We start from the raw sequence: 18176 nt of genomic DNA, 5'->3' as shown, positions 1-18176 counted from the left end.
ACGAGGGCGCCGCCCGGGGTCCGGGGCTACCCTGGGCTTCCTGGTCGGCGACCCGCGAGGAGGCGAGGACGATGACGCAGCTGCTGGACGTCGGGGGGATGGTCGGCTGGATCCGCCAGGAGGGGGCGGAGGCGATCCTCACCCGCATGACCGCCTGCCTCGAGGAGGACTTCCGCCGCTGGGAGTCCTTCGAGCGGATCCCGCGCATCGCCAGCCACTCCCCCGTCGGCGTGATCGAGCTGATGCCGACCACGGACGGCGAGTCGTATTCCTTCAAGTACGTCAACGGCCATCCCGGCAATCCGGCGCGCGGCCTGCAGACGGTCACGGCCTTCGGGATGCTCGCCGACGTCGCCACCGGCTACCCGACCTTCCTGTCCGAGATGACCCTGCTGACGGCCCTGCGCACGGCGGCGACCTCGGCCCTGGCCACGCGGGCCCTGGCCCGCCCGGGCGCCGCGGTGCACGCGATGATCGGCGCGGGCTCCCAGGCGGAGTTCCAAGCCCTCGCGCTGCGGGGCGCCCTGGGCATCGCGGATCTGCGCATCTGGGACGTGGACCCGGCCGCCTCCGCGAAGCTGCGGCGCAACCTCGAGCCGCTGGGCTTCCGGATCCATGAGGCGCGCGGCGCGGACGATGCCCTCGAGGGGGCCGATGTCATCACCACCTGCACCGCGGACAAGCGCCGCGCCGCCGTGCTCGCCGCGCCGCAGGTGCGCCCGGGCGTGCACATCAACGCCATCGGCGGGGACTGCCCCGGCAAGACGGAGCTGGACCCGGCGATCCTCGCGAGCGCGCACGTGGTCGTCGAGCACGCCCCGCAGACCCGCATCGAGGGCGAGATCCAGCAGATGCCGCCGGACTTCCCCGTCACCGAGCTGTGGCAGGTCCTCACCGGCGCCGCCCCCGGGCGCACCGGCGCGCAGGACGTGACCGTGTTCGACTCCGTCGGCTTCGCGATCGCGGACTTCTCGGCGCTGCGCTGCGCCCGCGATGCGACGCTCGGCACCGACCTCGTCCGCCCCATCGACCTGGTCGCCGAGCCGGACGATCCCAAGGACCTCTACTCCCTGGTCACCGCGCCGCTCCCGGTGCGCTGACCGCCGCCCTCGGCCCCGGCCCGGAGCCGGGCGAGGTCCGCGAGGATGCGGGCGACCATGGCGTCCTCGGACATGTCCTCGCCGAAGACCACCTCTCCCGGCGCCCCGAGCACGTCGTGGACGCGATACCAGGAGGCGAGCTCGGCGTCGGTGACCAGGTCGGCGATCGGCTTGCCGGCGTGGCGGCGCTGGGTCTCCGCGAGGCTCACATCGAGGTAGTAGACCAGCGACGGCCCGGAGTGCTCGCGCAGCAGCCCGGAGAACATGTCGCCGTACCACTCGCGGCCGAAGATCCCCTCGACCACGGTGATCCGCCCGACGCCCAGGCAGTAGCGCGCCATCGTCGCGATGAGGCCCGGGGTGTGGGAGTCCGGGGCCTCGTGCGCCCAGAGCATCTCGCGGCGCACGTGGTCCTGGCCGATCACCGCGACGGCATCGCGCGGCTGCTCCCGCTGGACCCGGCGGGCGACGGTCGACTTGCCCGAGGCGGAGTTGCCGCGGATGATCACGAGCGGAGCAGATGTCATGCCCCGATCCTGGCAGATCAGCCGTTCAGGCGCGGGAGCGCCACAGCAGCCATACGAAGTACGGGGCGCCGATCAGCGCGACCATGAGGCCCGCGGGGATCTGCGCGGGGGCGATCAGGCTGCGGCCCAGCGCATCGGCGAGCCCCACCAGCGCGCCGCCCAGCAGCATCGCCACCGGGATGGTGCGCAGGTGGCGGCCGCCGACGAGGGCACGGGCGAGATGCGGGGCGACCAGGCCGACGAACCCGACGGCGCCGACGGCGACCACGCTGATCGCGGCCAGCACGGCGGCCAGGCCCAGCACGAGGATGCGGGTGCGCTCGAGGCGCACCCCGAGGATCCGCGGGGAGTCCTCGTCGATCGCCAGCAGGTCCAGCTCGCGGTGCAGCGCCAGCATCAGCGGCACGATGACCAGCAGGGCGATCCCGACGGGCCACAGGTCCGTGGAGGTGCGGCCGTAGGTGGTGCCGGAGAGCCAGGTGAGGATCTTCGGGGTGTCCCACGGGTTCGCCTGCAGGAGCAGGAAGGTGGTCAGCGCGCTGAGGCCGTACCCCATGCCGATGCCGACCAGCACGAACCGCTCCGGGGCGAGCCCGCCGCGCCAGGCCAGCAGGCCGATGACGAGGAAGGTCGCGAGTCCGGCGAGGACGGCGAGGACGATCATCGGGGTCCGCCCGCCGCCCAGCAGGGTCACCACGAGCACCGCGCCCAGCCCGGAGCCGGCGGTGATGCCCAGCAGGCCGGGCTCGGCCAGAGGGTTGCGGACGGTGGACTGGACGACGGCGCCCGCCAGGGCGAGAGCGGCGCCGGCGAGGACGGCCGCACCCATCCGCGGCGTCCGCTCCGCGAGGGACCGGGCGATGAGATCCGGGGCGTCGCCCTGCAGCCACAGGTCGATGTCGCCGGTGCGCAGCCAGAAGGTCCCGGCGAGCAGTCCCAGCAGGGCCACCACCGCGACGGCGAGGACGCACGCCGCCAGGACGATCAGGAACCGGGCCAGGCTGCGCAGGGCGGTGCGCGCCTGCGGGGGCTGCCGGGCCGGGCCCGAATCGGGCAGGGACCGGGCCAGCAGCACGATCACCAGGGCGCCGAGCATGGCCGTGGGCACGCCGGTCGGCACCGAGGCGGCGTTCTGCGCCCCGAGGAGCGCCCGCACGGAGGCATCGGCCAGGAGCACGACCAGCGCGCCGATCAGCCCCGAGGCCGGGACCAGCAGCAGGTGGCGGTGCAGGGCGGGCACGACGGCGCCCAGCAGGCGGGCCAGCACCGGCGCGCCCAGGCCCACGAAGGCGATCGGCCCCGCGACCGTGACGGCGGTGCTGGACAGCAGCACGGCGGCGAACACCGCGACGACCCGGGTCGAGCGCACGGGCACGCCCAGGCTCGCGGCCGCGTCATCGCCCAGGCCCAGCACGTCCAGCCGGCGCGACAGCAGCAGCGCCCCGATCACGACGAGGCCGATCACCGGCATGGCGCGCAGCGAAGCGGTGAGGTTCAGCTGGGCGAGGGAGCCGCTGCCCCAGGAGTACAGGCCGGTCGTCTCCGCCTCGAAGAGGATCAGCAGCATCGAGGTGCCGGACTGCAGGGCCATCGCCACCGCCGATCCGGCCAGGATCAGCCGGGTCGTCGAGGAGCCGGCGCCGCCGGCGAGGGCCAGCACCAGCCCCGCGGCGAGCAGCCCGCCGAGGAAGGCGACCGCCCCGGAGGCCCACAGCGGCACCGCGATCCCGAAGGCCGCGACGGCGCTGAGGGCGAAGAAGGAGCCGCCGGTCACCGCGAGGGTGTCCGGGGAGGCGAGGGCGTTGCGGGAGACGGACTGCAGCAGCGCCCCGGCGCATCCCAGGGCGAGGCCCACGGCCATCCCCGCGAGCAGGCGCGGCAGCCGGGAGGCCGTGAGGACGTCACCCACGCCGGCGGCCCCCGCCCGCGCCGGGGCGCCTGCCAGGTGGGCCAGCAGGTCGCGCAGGCCGATGCCCGAGGTGCCCTGGGTGAGATGCCAGGCGCCGACCAGCAGCACCCCGACCGCGAGCACCCCGAGGGCCGCGAGGCCGGCGAGGGTGCTGCGCGGACCGGGGCGCTCGGCGGAGACCGCCGCGGTCACGAGCCGGTGAGGATCTCGGTGTAGGCGTCGATGGCCTGCTCCGAGGAGCGGGGCCCGCCGAACGTCCAGATGCCCGAGGGGAAGGCGTGCGCGCGGCCGTCCTTCACCGCGGGCAGGTTCGTCCACAGGGCGTTCTTCTCGAGCTCGGGGACGTAGTCGCCGGCCGGGTCCTCGGTGGCGGTGTAGAAGAGGTTCGCGTCGCCCACGGTGGTCAGGCCCTCGATATCGGTCTGCCCGAGCCCGTACATCGGGTCGACCTCCTCGGTCCATGCGGGGGTCAGGCCCAGCTCCTCGCCGAGCGCGGTGAACAGGGCTCCCGAGCCGAAGGGACGGATCGACACGGTGCCGCCCTCGACCCAGCCGTCGAAGTAGAGGAAGTCGGTGGTGGGCAGGTCCGCGCCGGCGACCTCGGCCTTGGACTCCTCGACGTGCGCGTCGAACTCGGCGAGGACGGCCTCGGCCCGCTCGCCGCGGCCGGTGGCCTCGCCGATGAGGCGGAACAGATCCTTCATGTGGCCGATGGGGTCCGTGCCGTCGGCGCCGAGGGTCGCGAGCACGGGGATGCCGGTCGCCTCGAGCTGGCCGATGATCTCGTCGTCGGCGCTGTTGACCTCGACGATGATGAGGTCGGGGTCCGCGGCGGAGATCGCGTCGATGTTCGGCTCCTGGCGGGTTCCGACGTCGGTCGTGCCCTCGGGCAGCGTCTCGGCGGTCACCCAGGTGCTGTAGCCCTCGACGTCCGCGACGGCGACGGGGGCCATGCACAGGGTCAGGAGGTCCTCGGTCTGCTGCCATTCGAGGACGGCCACGCGCTCGGCCGGCTCGTCGAGGGCCACCGTGCGGCCCACGTGATCGGTGAGGGTCACCGGGTCGGTCGAGGTGGCGGTGGTGTCCTCGGCGCAGTCCGCGCTGATCGCATCGGCCGCGGAGGGCGCCTGCGTCGCGGAGGGGACCTCGGTGGTGCCGCAGGCGGCGAGGGCGGCGGTCGCCGCGAGGGAGAGCAGCGCCGCGAGGGCGCGCCGGGACGTTCGGGTCATCGGGGGTTTCTCCTGGTCAGGGATGTGGGGAGGTCAGCGTGCGGCGGATGCCGCGGGGGTCGCGGCCGGAGCCGCGGAGGTCGCGAGGGCTGCGACGGATTCGGCGGGCGGAGCCGTGCGGGTCGTGCGGCGCCCCATCGCCTCGATGCGCAGGCGCCCGCTGACAGGGTCCTGCACGACGTCGATGGGCAGCTCGTACACCTCGCTGAGGTGCTGCGAGGTGAGCACCTCGTGGACCGACCCGGCGGCGTGCACGCGGCCGGCGCGCAGCAGAACCACCTGATCGGCGATCCGCGCGGCATGGTCCAGGTCGTGCAGGACGATGCCGATGGCCGTGCCGTGGTCCTCGGCGAGGCCGCGCACGAGGTCGAGGGTCTCGATCTGGTAGCGCAGGTCCAGGTGGTTGGTGGGCTCGTCCAGCAGCACGATCCCGGTGTCCTGGGCGAGGCACGAGGCGAGCCACACGCGCTGCATCTCGCCGCCGGACAGCTCGGACACCCCGCGAGCGGCGAAGCCGGATATCCCCGTCAGCTCCATCGCGCGGTCGATGGCGGCGCGGTCGGCGTCTCCGAGGCCTGCGAAGCGGCGACGGTGCGGGTGGCGGCCGAAGGCCACGACCTCCCGCACCGACAGGCCCTGCGGGCAGGTGCGCGACTGGGAGAACAGGGTCAGCGCGGTGGCGAGCTCCTTGGCGCTCAGCAGCGCGGTGCTGCGCTGCCCCTCCTCGCCCTCCATCCGCACCTCGCCGCCGGTCAGCGGGTGCAGGCGCGCGAGGGTCCGCAGCACCGTGGACTTCCCGCTGCCGTTGGGGCCCAGCAGGGCGGTCACGGCGCCCGGACGCAGGGACAGCGAGACGCCGTGCACCACGGGGGCTCGCCCGTAGCGCAGGTCCAGGTCCTCGCCGATCAGTGATGTCGTCACGGGGCGAGCTTAGCCTCGCCTCACCGAATAACGGAACCGGGTGCGCGCGTTATGGGACGGAGGGCGCGGTGCTCCGCGCGGACGGGCACCCGGGCACGCTCCTCGGGCCTCGGGCCGCAGGCCTCAGACCTCGGACGGCGGGGGCGGTCCCAGCTCGAGCACGAGCTCGTGCCCCTCGCGCCCCACGACCGTGAAGCCGCAGCCCTCGTACAGCCGCCGGGCCGCGGTGTTCGTCTCGACCACGTGCAGCCGCACGGCGGTCCCCGCCCGGTGCACGCGCGCCCAGCCGATGCAGGCGTCGATCAGGGCCCGCCCGGCGCCGGCTCCGCGGGCCTGCGGGTCCACCCAGACGGAGATGATCTCGGCGGGAGCGTCCTCGGCATCTCCCGGGAGGATCCGCGCCATGCCGATCGCGGCGCCGTCGATCCTTGCCAGGAAGCATCGGCCCGGGGAGGCGAGGACGCCGCGCCAGTACTCCTCCCCGTCCCGCGCCAGTACCTGCGCGTAGGTCGAGCCGAAGGCCTCGGGATCGGTCTGCAGGGCTCGCAGGCGCAGCGCGCGCCAGGTGCCGTGCTGCTCGGGCCCCGCGGGGGCGACCTCTGCCGCGCTCATGCGCCCTGCAGCGGGCTGGGCCGCGCATCGGTGCCGGTCAGGCGACCCACCTGCGACATGCCGTGGTAGATCGCGAGCGCCGCCACGGTGCCCAGCGCGATGCCCGTGAAGGAGAAGCCGCCCAGCTGCCAGTGCAGATCCGCGATGGCGATGACCAGCGCGACGCCGGCGGTGAGCTGGTTCTTGGGGCGGGAGAAGTCGACCCCGCCGTCGACCCACATGCGGAAGCCGACGATCGCGATCAGCCCGTACAGCACGAAGGTCACCCCGCCGAGCACGCCCGGCGGGATGGTGTTGATGAGCTCGCCGATCTTCGGGGACATCGCCAGGCCGATGGCGACGATGCCGGCCACCCAGTAGGCGGCGGTCGAGTAGACGCGGGTGGCGCTCATGACGCCGATGTTCTCGCCGTAGGTCGTCGTCGGCGAGCCGCCGAAGGTCGCCGAGAGCGCCGTGGCCAGGCCGTCGGCCGTGAGCGTGCGGCCGATCATGTGGTCGAGGTTCTTCCCGGTCATGGTGCCGACGCTGGTCACGTGGCCGACGTTCTCGGCCAGCAGCACGACGATCACGGGCAGGAAGATCGGGATCAGGCCGATGTCGAAGCTGGGCGCATGGAACTCGGGCAGGCCGATCCACGGGGCGTCGGCCACCTTCTGGAAGCTCACCTCTCCGCGCGCGACCGCGATGAGGTACCCGACGACCACGCCGACGAGCACGCTGATGCGGCCCAGCATGCCCCGGAACAGGGCCGTGCAGGCGATGATCGCGATGAGGGTGAGGGTCGCGGTGACCGGCGCCTTCGAGAAGTTGTTCTGGTAGGTCGTCGGCACGAGGTTCAGGCCGATGAGCGCGACGATCGACCCCATCACCACCGGCGGCATCAGTCGGCCGATCCACCCGGTCCCGACCTTCTGCACCAGCAGGCCCAGCGCCGCCAGCAGCAGGCCGGTCACCAGCACTCCGCCGAGCGCGGCGCCCATCGAGTCGGCCTGGGTGGCGGCGGTGATGGGGGCGATGAACGCGAAGGAGGAGCCCAGGTAGCTGGGGACCCGGTTGCGGGTGATCACCAGGAACAGCAGCGTGCCGATGCCGCTGAACAGCAGCGTGGTCGAGGTCGGGAAGCCGGTCAGCAGCGGCACCAGGAAGGTGGCGCCGAACATGGCGATCACGTGCTGCGCACCGATGCCGATGGTGCGCGGCCAGGTCAGGCGCTCGCCCGGGGCGACGATCGCATCGGCGGCGACGGTGCGTCCGTCTCCGTGCAGGCTCCAGCGGAACATGTCTCTCCCAGGGGGGTCAGCGCCCGGCGGGGAAGGTCTTCTTGCGGGCGCGCTCGGCGGCGATGTCCGGCACACGGGAGAGCAGCGTGTAGCGGCCGGTGTCGCGCAGGCGGAAGTCCTCGAACATGCGGGCCAGGTCCGGGGCGCCGAACTCGTCGCGCACCGGGGCGGGCACCGTGAGCATGAGCGCGGCGGCGATCCCGATGGCCAGCGCCACGCCGCCGCTGGCCAGGCCCGCGCCGGCGCCCGATGCCAGCGAGTTCACGATGACGTCGAGGAAGCCGACGACCACCAGCACGATCGCGGCGACCACGGCGCTCGCCCGCGCCTGGTCGGCGGGGCGCTCCAGCAGGGCGCGGCGCGCGAAGACGGACACGACCACGAAGCAGGCGGCGATGACGGCATCCATGAGATGCAGCACCGGACCGCCCATGCCCTGCCCGCCCAGCGCGGCGATCGCGGCCAGCACGTTCCAGACGGCCGCGGCGACGTGCATGATCGCGCTGAACTCGAAGGCCCGCACCGCGTAGACGATCCAGTCCACGCGCCGGAACGAGATCGGCATCGTGCGGACGAAGGAGCGGGAGATCATCACCGCGAAGGCGCAGAACAGGAACGGCAGGTACACGAAGCCGGTGGCCACGGACTCCGGCCCGGCGAAGCTGAGGCGCAGCGTGTTGTCGGCGATCGCCCCCAGCACCATCCCCGCCACCGCGGCGGCGGAGAACACGAACCAGGAGCGTTCGCGCCGCACCGCCGAGCCGATCACGATGGTCAGCAGCAGGGCGGAGACGAGGGCGTCGGCCAGCTCCAGCAGCGAGAACGCCCAGCCGGTCGTGAACACCCGGCCCACCAGCATCACCAGGGCCAGGACGAACCCGGCCGCGGCGGCGCCGCCGATGCCCAGCAGCAGCCCCCGGGCCCGGCCGCGCGCCGTCTCCGCCGGCAGGTAGCCCTCGTGGGCGCGGGGCTCGATGCCCACGATCACGCCGACCAGCAGCAGCGAGACGCCGACGCCGATCCCGACGGGCGGGCCCTCCGGCAGCGGGGCGAACAGCACGGGCAGGGAGGTGACCAGGTCGGCGACCATCGCCCCGAGGGCCACCAGCAGCGCGGGGACCAGCCCCGCCACCCGGATGGTGCGGATCAGCCGCAGGCGCGGGGTCTGCGGGATCCAGCGCAGCAGGTGCACGGCGATCAGCGCCGCGAGGGCGAGGCCCACCGCGGAGCGGCCGGCCACGTCCAGCACCGCGAAGCGGCCCAGGGTGAACACCGTCGTCAGCGCGGAGACGAGGCAGACCAGCGCCACGATGTCCCGCAGGGCGTCGAACATGCCGAGGTCGGCGAAGCGGGGCGGCAGGGCCAGGGGCCGCGGCTGCTCCTCGTCGGCGGCGTTGGGGGTGCGGCCGCTGCGGGCGTAGCTCGCCGCCGCGGCCTGCGGATCGGCAACCGTCTCCAGGGCGCCGGTGTCCCCGGCGCGGCCGCGGCCGTCGTCGGGGCGGCGGCGCGCCGCATCGGCGGCATCGGGGCGGGAGCGCGGCGCTTCGCCGTCGGCGCCGCGGCGCTCGGCATCGGGTCGCGGCAGGGCGGGGGCGGTCTCCCGGGCCACCAGCGGCGCGGCGTAGCGCTCGAACTCCTCGCGCCCCGGAAGTCGATCCGTGGGCAGGGTGTGCGGGTCCGCCGGAGCGAACAGCCAGTCGGAGTCTCCTCCGCGCCGTTCGTCCTGCCCGCCCTGCCGCTCCTTCGCCATCGCCGGCTCCCCTCCGTTCCTGTGCTCCGCGTGCGCATATGCATGCCGAGTCTAGGAGCGACGGGCCTCCCTGCCCCGGGCGGCGCGCCGGACGGGACGGCTCACACCAGGGAGCGGGCCTGCCCGGCGAACCGGACGGCGGGGCGCCAGCCCTCGCCCTGGCCCATCTCGACCACCGGTCCCACGTGCAGCAGATGCGTCGCCGCCTCGTAGCGGTGCTCGACGCGCACGGCGAAATGCGCCAGCGCGCCGCGGATCACCGCGTCCCCATCGGCCGTGCGATCCACGGCGATGCCCTCGAGCATGCCCAGCACGGGGGCGCCGGGGGTGCCAAGGCGGTCGGCGATCGGGTGCTGCTCCTCGGCGAGGACGGAGAGGCAGAAGTGCTCGGCGTCCTCGACGGCCTCGCCGATGCGGGAGCCGGCGTACAGCGCCACCAGCATCGTCGGCGGGTCGTAGGAGACGTCGAGGTAGGAGTCGACGGTCGCGGCGACGTCGTGGCGGCCGGTGCGGGTGGTGACCACGGCGAGACCGGCGGCGACCAGATCGCTCAGCCGGCGGTACGCGTCGCCGTCCACAGGGCTGCCCACGGGAGTGCTCATGTCCTCCAGTATGGCGACTACGCTTGACCTCATGCCTGCACCCGAGATCGCCCTCACCGATCGGTTCCAGTCCGCCTTCGCCGCAGCCTTCGGCGAGGAGTACCGCGACGCGGATCCGATCATCCGTCCCTCGCAGTTCGCGGACTTCCAGTGCAATGCCGCCATGGGGCTGGCCAAGCGCCTGGGCCGCAAGCCGCGCGACATCGCCCAGGCGATCCTGGACGCCGTGGATCTCGAGGACATGGCCGAGACCCCGGAGATCGCCGGCCCCGGGTTCCTGAACATCCGCCTGCGCACCGACTGGGTCGCGGCGCAGGCGGCAGAGCTCGCGGCCGATGCCCGCCTCGGCATCCCCGCGCCCGCGCGGGCCGAGCGCGTCGTCGTGGACTACTCCGCGCCGAACGTCGCCAAGGAGATGCACGTCGGCCATCTGCGGACCACGGTCGTCGGCGACGCCCTCGTGCGCACGCTCGAGAAGCTGGGGCACACCGTGATCCGGCAGAACCACATCGGCGACTGGGGCACGCCCTTCGGCATGCTCATCGAGCATCTGCTCGAGGTGGGCGAGGACTCCGCCGAGGCCGGCCTGCTGGAGACCGACCCCAACGCCTTCTACCAGGCGGCGCGCGCGAAGTTCGACGCCGCGGAGGCCGAGGGCCCCGCCGCGGACGAGAGCGACTTCGCCTCCCGCGCCCGTGCCCGCGTGCGCACCCTGCAGTCCGGCGACGGCGACACCCTCGCGATCTGGACCCGCCTGGTGGACCTGTCCAAGCAGTACTTCCACCGCATCTACGACATGCTCGACGTGACCCTCACCGACGAGCACCTGGCCGGGGAGTCCAGCTACAACGCGGCCCTCGAGATCGTCTGCAAGGACCTCGAGGCCGATGGTCTGGCCCGGATCTCCGACGGCGCGCTGTGCGTCTTCCCGGAGGGCTTCACCGGCCGCGACGAGAAGCCGCTGCCGCTGATCATCCGCAAGACGGGAGGCGGCTACGGCTACGCGACCACCGACCTCGCGGCGCTCCGCCACCGGGTCGACGACCTGCGCGCGGACCGCATCGCCTACGTCATCGGCACCTCGCAGGAGCTCCACCTGGCGATGGTGTTCGAGGCGGCGCGCGAGGCCGGCTGGCTGACCGACGCCGTGGACGTGCGGCATGTGAAGATCGGCTCCGTCCTCGGCGAGGACGGGAAGATCCTGCGGACCCGCTCGGGCGCCTCCCTGCGGCTGATGGCCCTGCTCGAGGAGGCCGTGACCTCCGCGCGCGGCGTGATCGACGAGCTGCGCCCGGACCTGCCCGAGGACGAGCGGGCGCAGGTCGCCTGGCAGATCGGCATCGGCAGCGTGAAGTACGCGGACCTGTCGACCTCGCACGACACCGACTACACCTTCGACCTGGACCGCATGCTCGCGCTGACCGGCAACACCGCGCCGTACCTGCAGTACGCGGTGGCGCGGATCCGCTCGATCGGCCGCAAGGCGCAGGCCCAGGGCGTCCACCCGGCCGAGGTCCCGCACGTGGTCAACGACGCCGAGCGCGCCCTGGCCCTCCAGCTGCTGGACTTCGGGCCGGTCCTCGCCCAGGTCGGCGCGACCTACGAGCCGCACCGCCTGTGCGCGTACCTGTTCTCCCTGGCGCAGGCGTTCACCGCCTTCTACGACGCCTCCCCCATCCTCAAGGAGGACGACGAGGAGGTCCGCGCCGGTCGCCTCGCGCTGGCCCGCCTCACCGAGTCCGTCCTCGTCGAGGGCCTGGACGCCCTCGGGGTGCACGCTCCCCAGCAGATGTGACCCCGCCACGGCGCGGCGGCCGCCCCCGTCCGCCGCGCCCACGGGGCCGCCCCGCGGCGCCCCCGGCCCTGCGGCGAGTGCCGGTTCACGAGCCGAGAGAGCCCGTTTTTGGCTCGTGAACCGGCACTCGAGAAGGCCTTCGCGCCGGCGCCGCCCGGGGCAGTGCCTGCGGCGGAACCCCGACCCGGCGGGCGCGCCCGGCCCGGCGGCGGCACCCCGACCCGGCCGGCGCGCCCGGCCCGGTGGCCTCGCCCAGCCCGGCGGTGGCACCCCGACCCGGCGGCCGGGCTCCGTCCCTCAGGCCGACGGCTGCCGCGGAGCGGTGGCGAGGGACAGGTCGGCCTTCGGCAATGACGCGACGAACAGCCGGATCTGATGCTCGGAGGGGACGACGAGCCCCCGCTCCCCGAGCGTGCGTCGCAGGCGGAGCAGGATCCGCAGTGGATGCGCGAGGTCCTCGCCGGTGGACCGGGCGAGCACCCAGCCCAGGGCGGCGAGCTCGTCCCGGCGCGCCTCGTCCCGGCGCCACTGCTGCTTCGTGGTCCGATGCCCGTCGCCGTCGTACTCGAGGGCGGTCATGGCCGCCTCCCACGCGAGGTCCAGGTAGCGCCGCTGCCGCGTCTGCGGGTCGATGACCGGCAGGTTCGCATCGGGCGGAGGGAAGCCGGCGCCGACGACGAGCAGGCGCATGATCGACTCCCCCGGGGAGCGCACCATCTCGCGCGCATGGCCGAGCGCTCTGCGCAGCCGTGCGGCGCCGCGGAAGGACCCCCTTCGTTCCACGTACCCGGCGATGTCCGGCAGGCCTCCCCCTCCTCTCGCCCCGAGCGGACCGATGATCGCGTCGATCGCCGCGACGAGATCGCCCCACGGTAGATCCGCCGCGAGCTCGCACAGCAGCTCGGCAGGGGCGGACACCTCGATGCCGCCGATGGTCAGGGTCGGACGCTTCTCCATCCGATGGGTTCGGACGCCCGTCAGCGAGCGGGGCGCCTTCCCGTCGGAGGTGCGGACGTGGACCACGGGGAGCCGGGCTCCCGCCCGCAGCGAGGCGCCCGGGGTGAGGGAGGGGACGGGCACGGCCGTGCCGATGCGCCGGGGTGCGCCGACCCCGGCACGGAGGAGCCCGACGCCTCTCTCGTACCGCCAGGGCAGGGGGACGCCCAGCAGCACGGCAGCGGTCGCATGGCTCGCCACGCTGCCCGGCAGCACGACCGTCTGCACCGTGCGGACGATGCGGGTGAGCGGAGCGGGCCGGTCGGTGGGCGTGTGGAACCCGCTCAGGAGCGCGGTGAAGTCCGGTCCGGCGAGGTCACGGGAGTGGAAGCCGAGGTCCAGCCACTCCTGGCGGGACCTGAGCTCCCCGCCGTGCCGGTCGAGATCCAGGTGCATGCCGCGACGCTAGGCCGACGACGACCCGGGGCACACGGCCCCTGACCCCGCTGCGGACATCTCCGCGCGGGGAGGACCAGCGCGTGCCCCGCAGGGACCGACACCGGATCGTCCCGCCGCCCCGGGCCCGCACCCGCACCGCTCGCAGCCCGCAGCCCGCAGCCCGGTGACCAGTGCTCGAGTGCCGGAGGACCGGTGACCGACGCTCGAGTGCCGGGTGATCCGTGCTCGAGTGCCGGATCACGAGCCAAATCCGGCCGAATTCGGCTCGCCATCCGGCACTCGGCGGCGCCACGAGAGGGCGGCGGGCCGCCCGCCCCGGCGTCAGCGGGTCAGGGCGCGGCCGATGAAGGCGCTCTGCTCGCGGACCAGGCGGGCCATGTCCTCGCTGCGGCGCAGCCAGGGGATCATGCTGATGCGCCCGCCCACCTCGCGGTAGGCCACGGAGACGTCGAGCTCCTCGAGCTGCAGGCGCAGGATGCGGGTGTCGGTGAGGAAGATGTCCCGGGTCCCGGCGGAGAGGTGCACCGGCGGCAGCTCGTGCAGATCCGCGTTGATCGGCGAGAGGTCGGGGTCGTCCAGCGGCGCGCGGTCGGCGTAGGCGCGGGCGGCGGCGCGCAGCATGCGCCGCTCATGGACCGGGTCGACGGCTCCGGTCTCGGTCACGCCGGTGTTGGCGAGCTCGAGATCCGTCCACGGCGCCATCAGCACCAGGCCCGCCGGGAGCACGGAGGATCCCTGGGCGCGCAGGCGCCGCGCGATCGACAGCGCCAGGCCGCCGCCGGAGTTGTGGCCGGTCAGAACCCACGGGGCCTGGCCGAGGACGTCGCCGCCCAGGGCGGCGATCACCGCCTCCGCGTCGTCCAGGGCGACCGGGTGCACATGGTCGGGCGCGAAGCGGTAGTCGATGACCAGCGCGGCGCACTCGTGGGCGTCGGCCAGCTGGGAGACCCATTCCCAGTCCCCCGCGAAGGGGCCGGAGACGTAGGCGCCGCCGTGCAGATGGACGATGACCCCGCGGTCGGCCCGGTGGCGGTCCAGCCACACGGCCCGGGTGCGATCGATCATCTCCGGGTCCACGGCATGCCGCTTGAGGACCGCGCCGGGCGGCAGCGGGCGCCGTGCCTCGCGCAGCGAGGTGGTGTACACCCCCGACGGCATCGGCAGGCGGCGCACGGTGCGCGCACCGATCATCACGGCTTCGCGGATCCGACCCATATCCAGCTCCTCGACTCTCGACTGCCCACCCAGCCTATCGGTCCGACCCGGGGCACGCTGAGGACCTACTCTGGGGGCCATGAGTCCCCGCACCCACGCCGCCGACCCCGACCAGAGACCCGTCCTCGTCCTGGTCGCCATGCCGGAGGAGGCCGCCCCCGTCCTGGCGCTCCTCGAGGACGTCCAGGACGTGCCCGTCCCCTTCTCGCGCGGCGTCGCCGCGGCACGCGGCACGAGCGACGGCAGGCCGGTCCTGGTGGTCACCACCGGCATCGGGATGGCCGCGGCGAGCGCCGCTGCGACCTGGGCGATCCTCTCGGCCTCCCCGAGCCTGGTCGTCAACGGCGGCTCCTGCGGAGGGCTGGGGGCCGATGTCGAGCTGGGCTCGCTGGTGATCGGCGCCTCCTTCACCGGCTCCCTGGCCGATGCCACCGCCTTCGGGTACGCCCCCGGCCAGGTGCCCGGCGACCCGCCGCGCTATGCGGCCGACCCCGCTCTGGTGGCCGCGGCGCTGGAGGCCGCGCAGCGGACCGCCGGCGACACCCCCGTGCGCTCCGGGCTCATGCTCTCGGGCGATGCCTTCGTCACCGCCGACATCGCCGACCCGATGCGGGAGCGCTTCCCCGGGGCGCTCACCGCGGACATGGAGACCACGGCGATCGCCCGCACCGCCGACGTCCTCGGCGCGCCGTTCGTCGCGCTGCGCGCCGTGTCCGACCTGTGCGGTCCGGCGGCCGGCCAGCAGTTCCACCTGGAGCTGGACGTCGTGGCGGAGGCCTCGGCCCGGGCCGTGATCGAGCTCATCGCCTCCCGTCCCTGAGAGGAGCCCGCCCCCGGCTCACCGTCCGGCGAGCCCGCCCCCGGCTCACCGTCCGGCGAGCCGGCCCGGGCGGCTCTCAGCGGGCGGGGCTGATCAGCTCCTGCCCGGCGACGAAGGCCGCGAGGTTCCGGGCGATCCGCTCATCGGCCCCGACGGGACGGCCTCCGGCGCCGTGCGGGGTGATGATGAGGTTCGGCGCGTCCCACAGCGGATCCTCGGCGGGCAGCGGCTCGGGGCTGGTCACGTCCAGCCCGGCGCCGCCGATGCCGCCCGACTCGAGGGCCGCCTTCAGGGCGACCTGGTCGACGGTGTCCCCGCGGCCGACGTTGATCAGCAGCGCCCGATCCGGGAGCGCCGCGAGGACGTCCGCATCGACCGCGTGGCGGGTCTGCTCGGTCGCCGGGAGGATGTTGATGAGCACATCGGTCTCGCCCAGCTCCGCGCCGATGGCGGACTCGGCGATCACCGGGAAGCCGGCGCGCTCCCCCGCGCTGCGGGCCACGCCGCGCACCTCGGCGCCGAGGGCGGCGAGGATCGGCGCGAGGTGCTGGCCGATCTGGCCGAACCCCCACACGAGCACGCGCGCGCCGATCAGCGTGGTGACGCGCCCCTCGGGGTGCAGCTCCTGCACGCCGCCCAGCGCACGGTCCCAGGTGTGGCGGCGCTGGGCATCGGCCGCCTCCGGCAGGCGCCGCACCAGGGCCAGCAGGAGCGCGAGGGCGTGCTCGGAGACGGTCTTGGAGTGCAGCCCCGCACCGGTGGCGATGCGCACCTGGTCCCCGAACCCGGCGGCCTCGATCGCGTCGATGCCGGCGGAGAGGGACTGGATCAGGCGCAGGTCCTGCAGGTCGCGGGCGGCGGAGGCGAGGTGGCGTCGCGAGGGGCCCCAGACCACGAGGGCGGCGGCGTCATGATGCTCGGCGGGGATCTCGGCGCGGGCGTCGACGGTGACCGCCTCCCATCCCTCGGGGAGCTCGGGGGCCAGCGGCATGGTGTCCGGAAGGATGATCTTCATGGACGAAAGGCTACGCGGGCCCTGCTGACCGGTGCGGTCGCGCTCACGTCGGATAGCCTCGCAGCATGCGATCGCTCCTGCGCAGCGCGGCCGCCCACGCGGTCTCCATGGCCTCCGTCCTGACCCGCACCACCAGCCTGACCCGGTACAGCCGGCGTCACGAGGTCCGCCGCTCCCTGGACACCGGCGGCTTCCTCGGCGCGAGCGTGGCCAGCTGGATCGCGACGTCCCCCAGCCTGCTGCCGCGCACCTGGTGGATGTGGTCGGCGAACATCGGCCTGTCGCAGATGTACGGCTATGCCTCCGGCGTCGTCGCCGAGCGCGTGGCGGTGCGGATCGCCGAGGCCCTGGGCCTGCAGATCAGCATCGGCCCCGAGCATCACCGGCGGGCCCGCCTGATCGGGGCGGCGGCGCTGACGGGCATCACCGCCTACAGCTGGACGCGCGGCGTGCTGCGCCAGCGGGAGATCAGCATGCTGGTGCGCCGCGAGCCGAAGAACGTGCGCACCGCGGCGGTCGGCGCCGTCGGCGGCCTGACCCTCGCCCTGGGGGCGCTGGTGGCCGTGCGCGCCGCCCTCGGCACCGCCCGCATGTACCGGGCGATCCTCAGGCCGTACCTGCCGGCGCGGATCCTGGGCACGGCCTCGGCGGTGCTGGCTGCAGCGACCGTCGTGCTGCTGGCCGACCGGGTGATCCGCGGCGAGCTGCTGGAGAAGGCGATCGAGCACGGGGAGGCGGCCAACCGCCTGCTCTCCCCCGAGATCCGCCAGCCGCGCTCGGCGCTGCGCTCGGGCTCTCCCGCCTCGTTCGAGTCGTGGGAGTCGCTGGGCGCTCCGGGACGCAAGATCGTCGCCGGCGGCGCACGCCCTGAGGCGATCGCCGATGCCACGGGCGCCGAGGCGCTCGAGCCGATCCGCGTGTACGCGGGCAAGTCCTCCAGCCGCGGTCTGCCGGAGACGGTCCAGGCCGTGCTGGCGGAGCTGGACCGCACCGGCGCGTGGGACCGCGAGGTGCTGGTGCTGTTCACGGGGACGGGCACCGGCTGGCTGCAGGAATGGTCGCTCTCGGCGATCGAGTTCCTCACCGGCGGCAACTGTGCGACCGCGTCCCTGCAGTACTCGGTGTACACCAGCGCGCTGAGCTATGTGCTGGATCGTCGCAGCCCGCGGCTGGCGGGCCGCCTGCTGTTCCAGGCGGTGCGCGAGCGCCTGGACCGGATGGATCCGGCGGCGCGGCCGCGGCTGTACGTGGCCGGGGAGTCGCTGGGGTCGTACGGGGGCCATGCGGCGTTCCGCGACGCCGCGGAGATGCTGCGCAGCGTCGACGGCGCGGTGTGGACGGGCACTCCCGGCATCACGCCGATCTGGCGGGAGCTCACCGCCGCGCGCCGCGCCGGATCCCCGGCGATCGCCCCGGTGATCGATCACGGCCGCCACTTCCGCTTCGTGACGACCCCGTCCGAGCTCGAGCACAACTTCTACGGCGGTCTCTACGTGCCGTGGGAGTCGCCGCGCATCGTCTACGCCCAGCATGCCTCCGACCCGGTGGTGTGGTGGCAGCCCTCGCTGCTGTGGGAGGAGCCCGCGTGGCTGCGCGAGCGCGCCGGGCGGGACGTCACCCCCGCCATGCGCTGGGTCCCGTGGATCACGTTCTGGCAGGTCGCGGCCGATATGCCGCTGTCGATCACGATGCCCGGCGGGCACGGCCACGCCTATCACGAGGAGATGGTCCCGATCTGGGCCGGGGTCCTGGGCTGTGAGGGCGTGGACCATCAGCGGATCATCGCCGCCATCCGCGAGCACGTGGACCTCGGCACCGCCGGCCAGGGCTGATCGGACCGCCGGCCCCGGGGGCACGCTGCCGGCCCGTTCCAGGAATTGCAGGCGGACGTACCATTCTGCGTCGGCGGGTTCCAACGGTCAGCGCAACACCCCACGACATGGAGGTGTTTGATGAGGCCAGTACTGCTAGGACGGGCTCCGACTTCGGTTCGATCTCCCGAGACC

15 protein-coding genes are annotated in these 18176 nt (G+C 74.0%); 4 read left to right on the top strand and 11 right to left on the bottom strand.

Annotation, left to right across the window (positions count from 1 at the left end; all coding sequences use genetic code 11):
• Positions 1 to 71 precede the first annotated feature (71 nt).
• On the top strand, positions 72 to 1100 hold the full coding sequence (locus BF93_RS16635) for an ornithine cyclodeaminase (protein ID WP_038374207.1): 1029 nt from the start codon (positions 72 to 74) through the stop codon (positions 1098 to 1100).
• On the opposite strand, the gene BF93_RS16630 is transcribed toward BF93_RS16635, so the two are convergent.
• The 8 genes from BF93_RS16630 to BF93_RS16595 all read right to left on the bottom strand — a co-directional run bounded on the left by BF93_RS16630 (position 1064) and on the right by BF93_RS16595 (position 9930).
• A complete protein-coding gene (locus BF93_RS16630) occupies positions 1064 to 1627 on the bottom strand; it encodes an AAA family ATPase (RefSeq protein ID WP_038374206.1) in 564 nt (187 codons plus the stop codon). The two genes, BF93_RS16635 and BF93_RS16630, sit on opposite strands and share 37 nt — an antisense overlap.
• Positions 1628 to 1652: 25 nt before the next feature.
• The gene (locus BF93_RS16625; protein ID WP_051487121.1) at positions 1653 to 3728 is read right to left on the bottom strand and encodes an iron ABC transporter permease; all 2076 of its coding nucleotides are present in this window, start codon (positions 3726 to 3728) and stop codon (positions 1653 to 1655) included.
• Positions 3725 to 4765 (bottom strand): iron-siderophore ABC transporter substrate-binding protein, encoded by a 1041-nt coding sequence (locus tag BF93_RS16620; protein WP_038374205.1) that lies wholly within the window; start codon positions 4763 to 4765, stop codon positions 3725 to 3727. The genes BF93_RS16625 and BF93_RS16620 overlap by 4 nt, the downstream gene beginning before the upstream one ends.
• Positions 4766 to 4798: 33 nt before the next feature.
• Positions 4799 to 5686 carry an ABC transporter ATP-binding protein gene (locus BF93_RS16615; protein ID WP_084148651.1) on the bottom strand — a complete coding sequence of 296 codons (888 nt, stop codon included), beginning with the start codon at positions 5684 to 5686 and terminating at the stop codon, positions 4799 to 4801.
• A gap of 123 nt (positions 5687 to 5809) precedes the next feature.
• Entirely contained in the window at positions 5810 to 6298 is a 489-nt protein-coding gene (locus tag BF93_RS16610) for a GNAT family N-acetyltransferase (protein WP_051487120.1), read from the bottom strand.
• Positions 6295 to 7578: a uracil-xanthine permease family protein gene (locus BF93_RS16605; protein ID WP_038374204.1), complete on the bottom strand. Its 1284-nt coding sequence runs from the start codon at positions 7576 to 7578 to the stop codon at positions 6295 to 6297. The genes BF93_RS16610 and BF93_RS16605 overlap by 4 nt, the downstream gene beginning before the upstream one ends.
• Positions 7579 to 7594: 16 nt before the next feature.
• Positions 7595 to 9328 carry a DUF7937 domain-containing protein gene (locus BF93_RS16600; protein ID WP_038374202.1) on the bottom strand — a complete coding sequence of 578 codons (1734 nt, stop codon included), beginning with the start codon at positions 9326 to 9328 and terminating at the stop codon, positions 7595 to 7597.
• A gap of 101 nt (positions 9329 to 9429) precedes the next feature.
• On the bottom strand, positions 9430 to 9930 hold the full coding sequence (locus BF93_RS16595) for a flavin reductase family protein (protein ID WP_038374201.1): 501 nt from the start codon (positions 9928 to 9930) through the stop codon (positions 9430 to 9432).
• A 31-nt stretch (positions 9931 to 9961) separates the two neighbouring features.
• Between BF93_RS16595 and argS the strand changes: the two genes are divergently transcribed.
• Positions 9962 to 11725 (top strand): arginine--tRNA ligase, encoded by a 1764-nt coding sequence (gene argS / locus BF93_RS16590; protein ID WP_038374199.1) that lies wholly within the window; start codon positions 9962 to 9964, stop codon positions 11723 to 11725.
• 297 nt (positions 11726 to 12022) lie between these two features.
• On the opposite strand, the gene BF93_RS19145 is transcribed toward argS, so the two are convergent.
• Both BF93_RS19145 and BF93_RS16580 read right to left on the bottom strand, forming a co-directional pair.
• A complete protein-coding gene (locus tag BF93_RS19145; RefSeq protein ID WP_051487119.1) occupies positions 12023 to 13117 on the bottom strand; it encodes a hypothetical protein in 1095 nt (364 codons plus the stop codon).
• A gap of 324 nt (positions 13118 to 13441) precedes the next feature.
• Complete coding sequence (locus BF93_RS16580; RefSeq protein WP_038374198.1) at positions 13442 to 14335, bottom strand: alpha/beta hydrolase; 894 nt, start codon at positions 14333 to 14335, stop codon at positions 13442 to 13444.
• 79 nt (positions 14336 to 14414) lie between these two features.
• Here BF93_RS16580 and mtnN point away from each other — a divergent pair, with 79 nt between their 5' ends.
• A complete protein-coding gene (gene mtnN / locus BF93_RS16575) occupies positions 14415 to 15155 on the top strand; it encodes a 5'-methylthioadenosine/S-adenosylhomocysteine nucleosidase (RefSeq protein ID WP_038374196.1) in 741 nt (246 codons plus the stop codon).
• A 76-nt stretch (positions 15156 to 15231) separates the two neighbouring features.
• Here the strand turns inward: mtnN and BF93_RS16570 are convergent, their stop codons facing one another.
• Positions 15232 to 16170, bottom strand: a complete 939-nt coding sequence (locus BF93_RS16570; protein ID WP_038374195.1) for a phosphoglycerate dehydrogenase — start codon at positions 16168 to 16170, stop codon at positions 15232 to 15234.
• Positions 16171 to 16235: 65 nt separating this feature from the next.
• Between BF93_RS16570 and BF93_RS16565 the strand changes: the two genes are divergently transcribed.
• On the top strand, positions 16236 to 18002 hold the full coding sequence (locus BF93_RS16565; protein WP_051487118.1) for an alpha/beta hydrolase: 1767 nt from the start codon (positions 16236 to 16238) through the stop codon (positions 18000 to 18002).
• Positions 18003 to 18176: the final 174 nt, after the last annotated feature.

The organism is Brachybacterium phenoliresistens (genome assembly GCF_000576425.1).
Taxonomy (GTDB): domain Bacteria; phylum Actinomycetota; class Actinomycetes; order Actinomycetales; family Dermabacteraceae; genus Brachybacterium; species Brachybacterium phenoliresistens.
The sequence above is the reverse complement of the archived record's forward strand: the minus strand, read 5'-3'. Positions and strand labels throughout refer to the sequence as shown.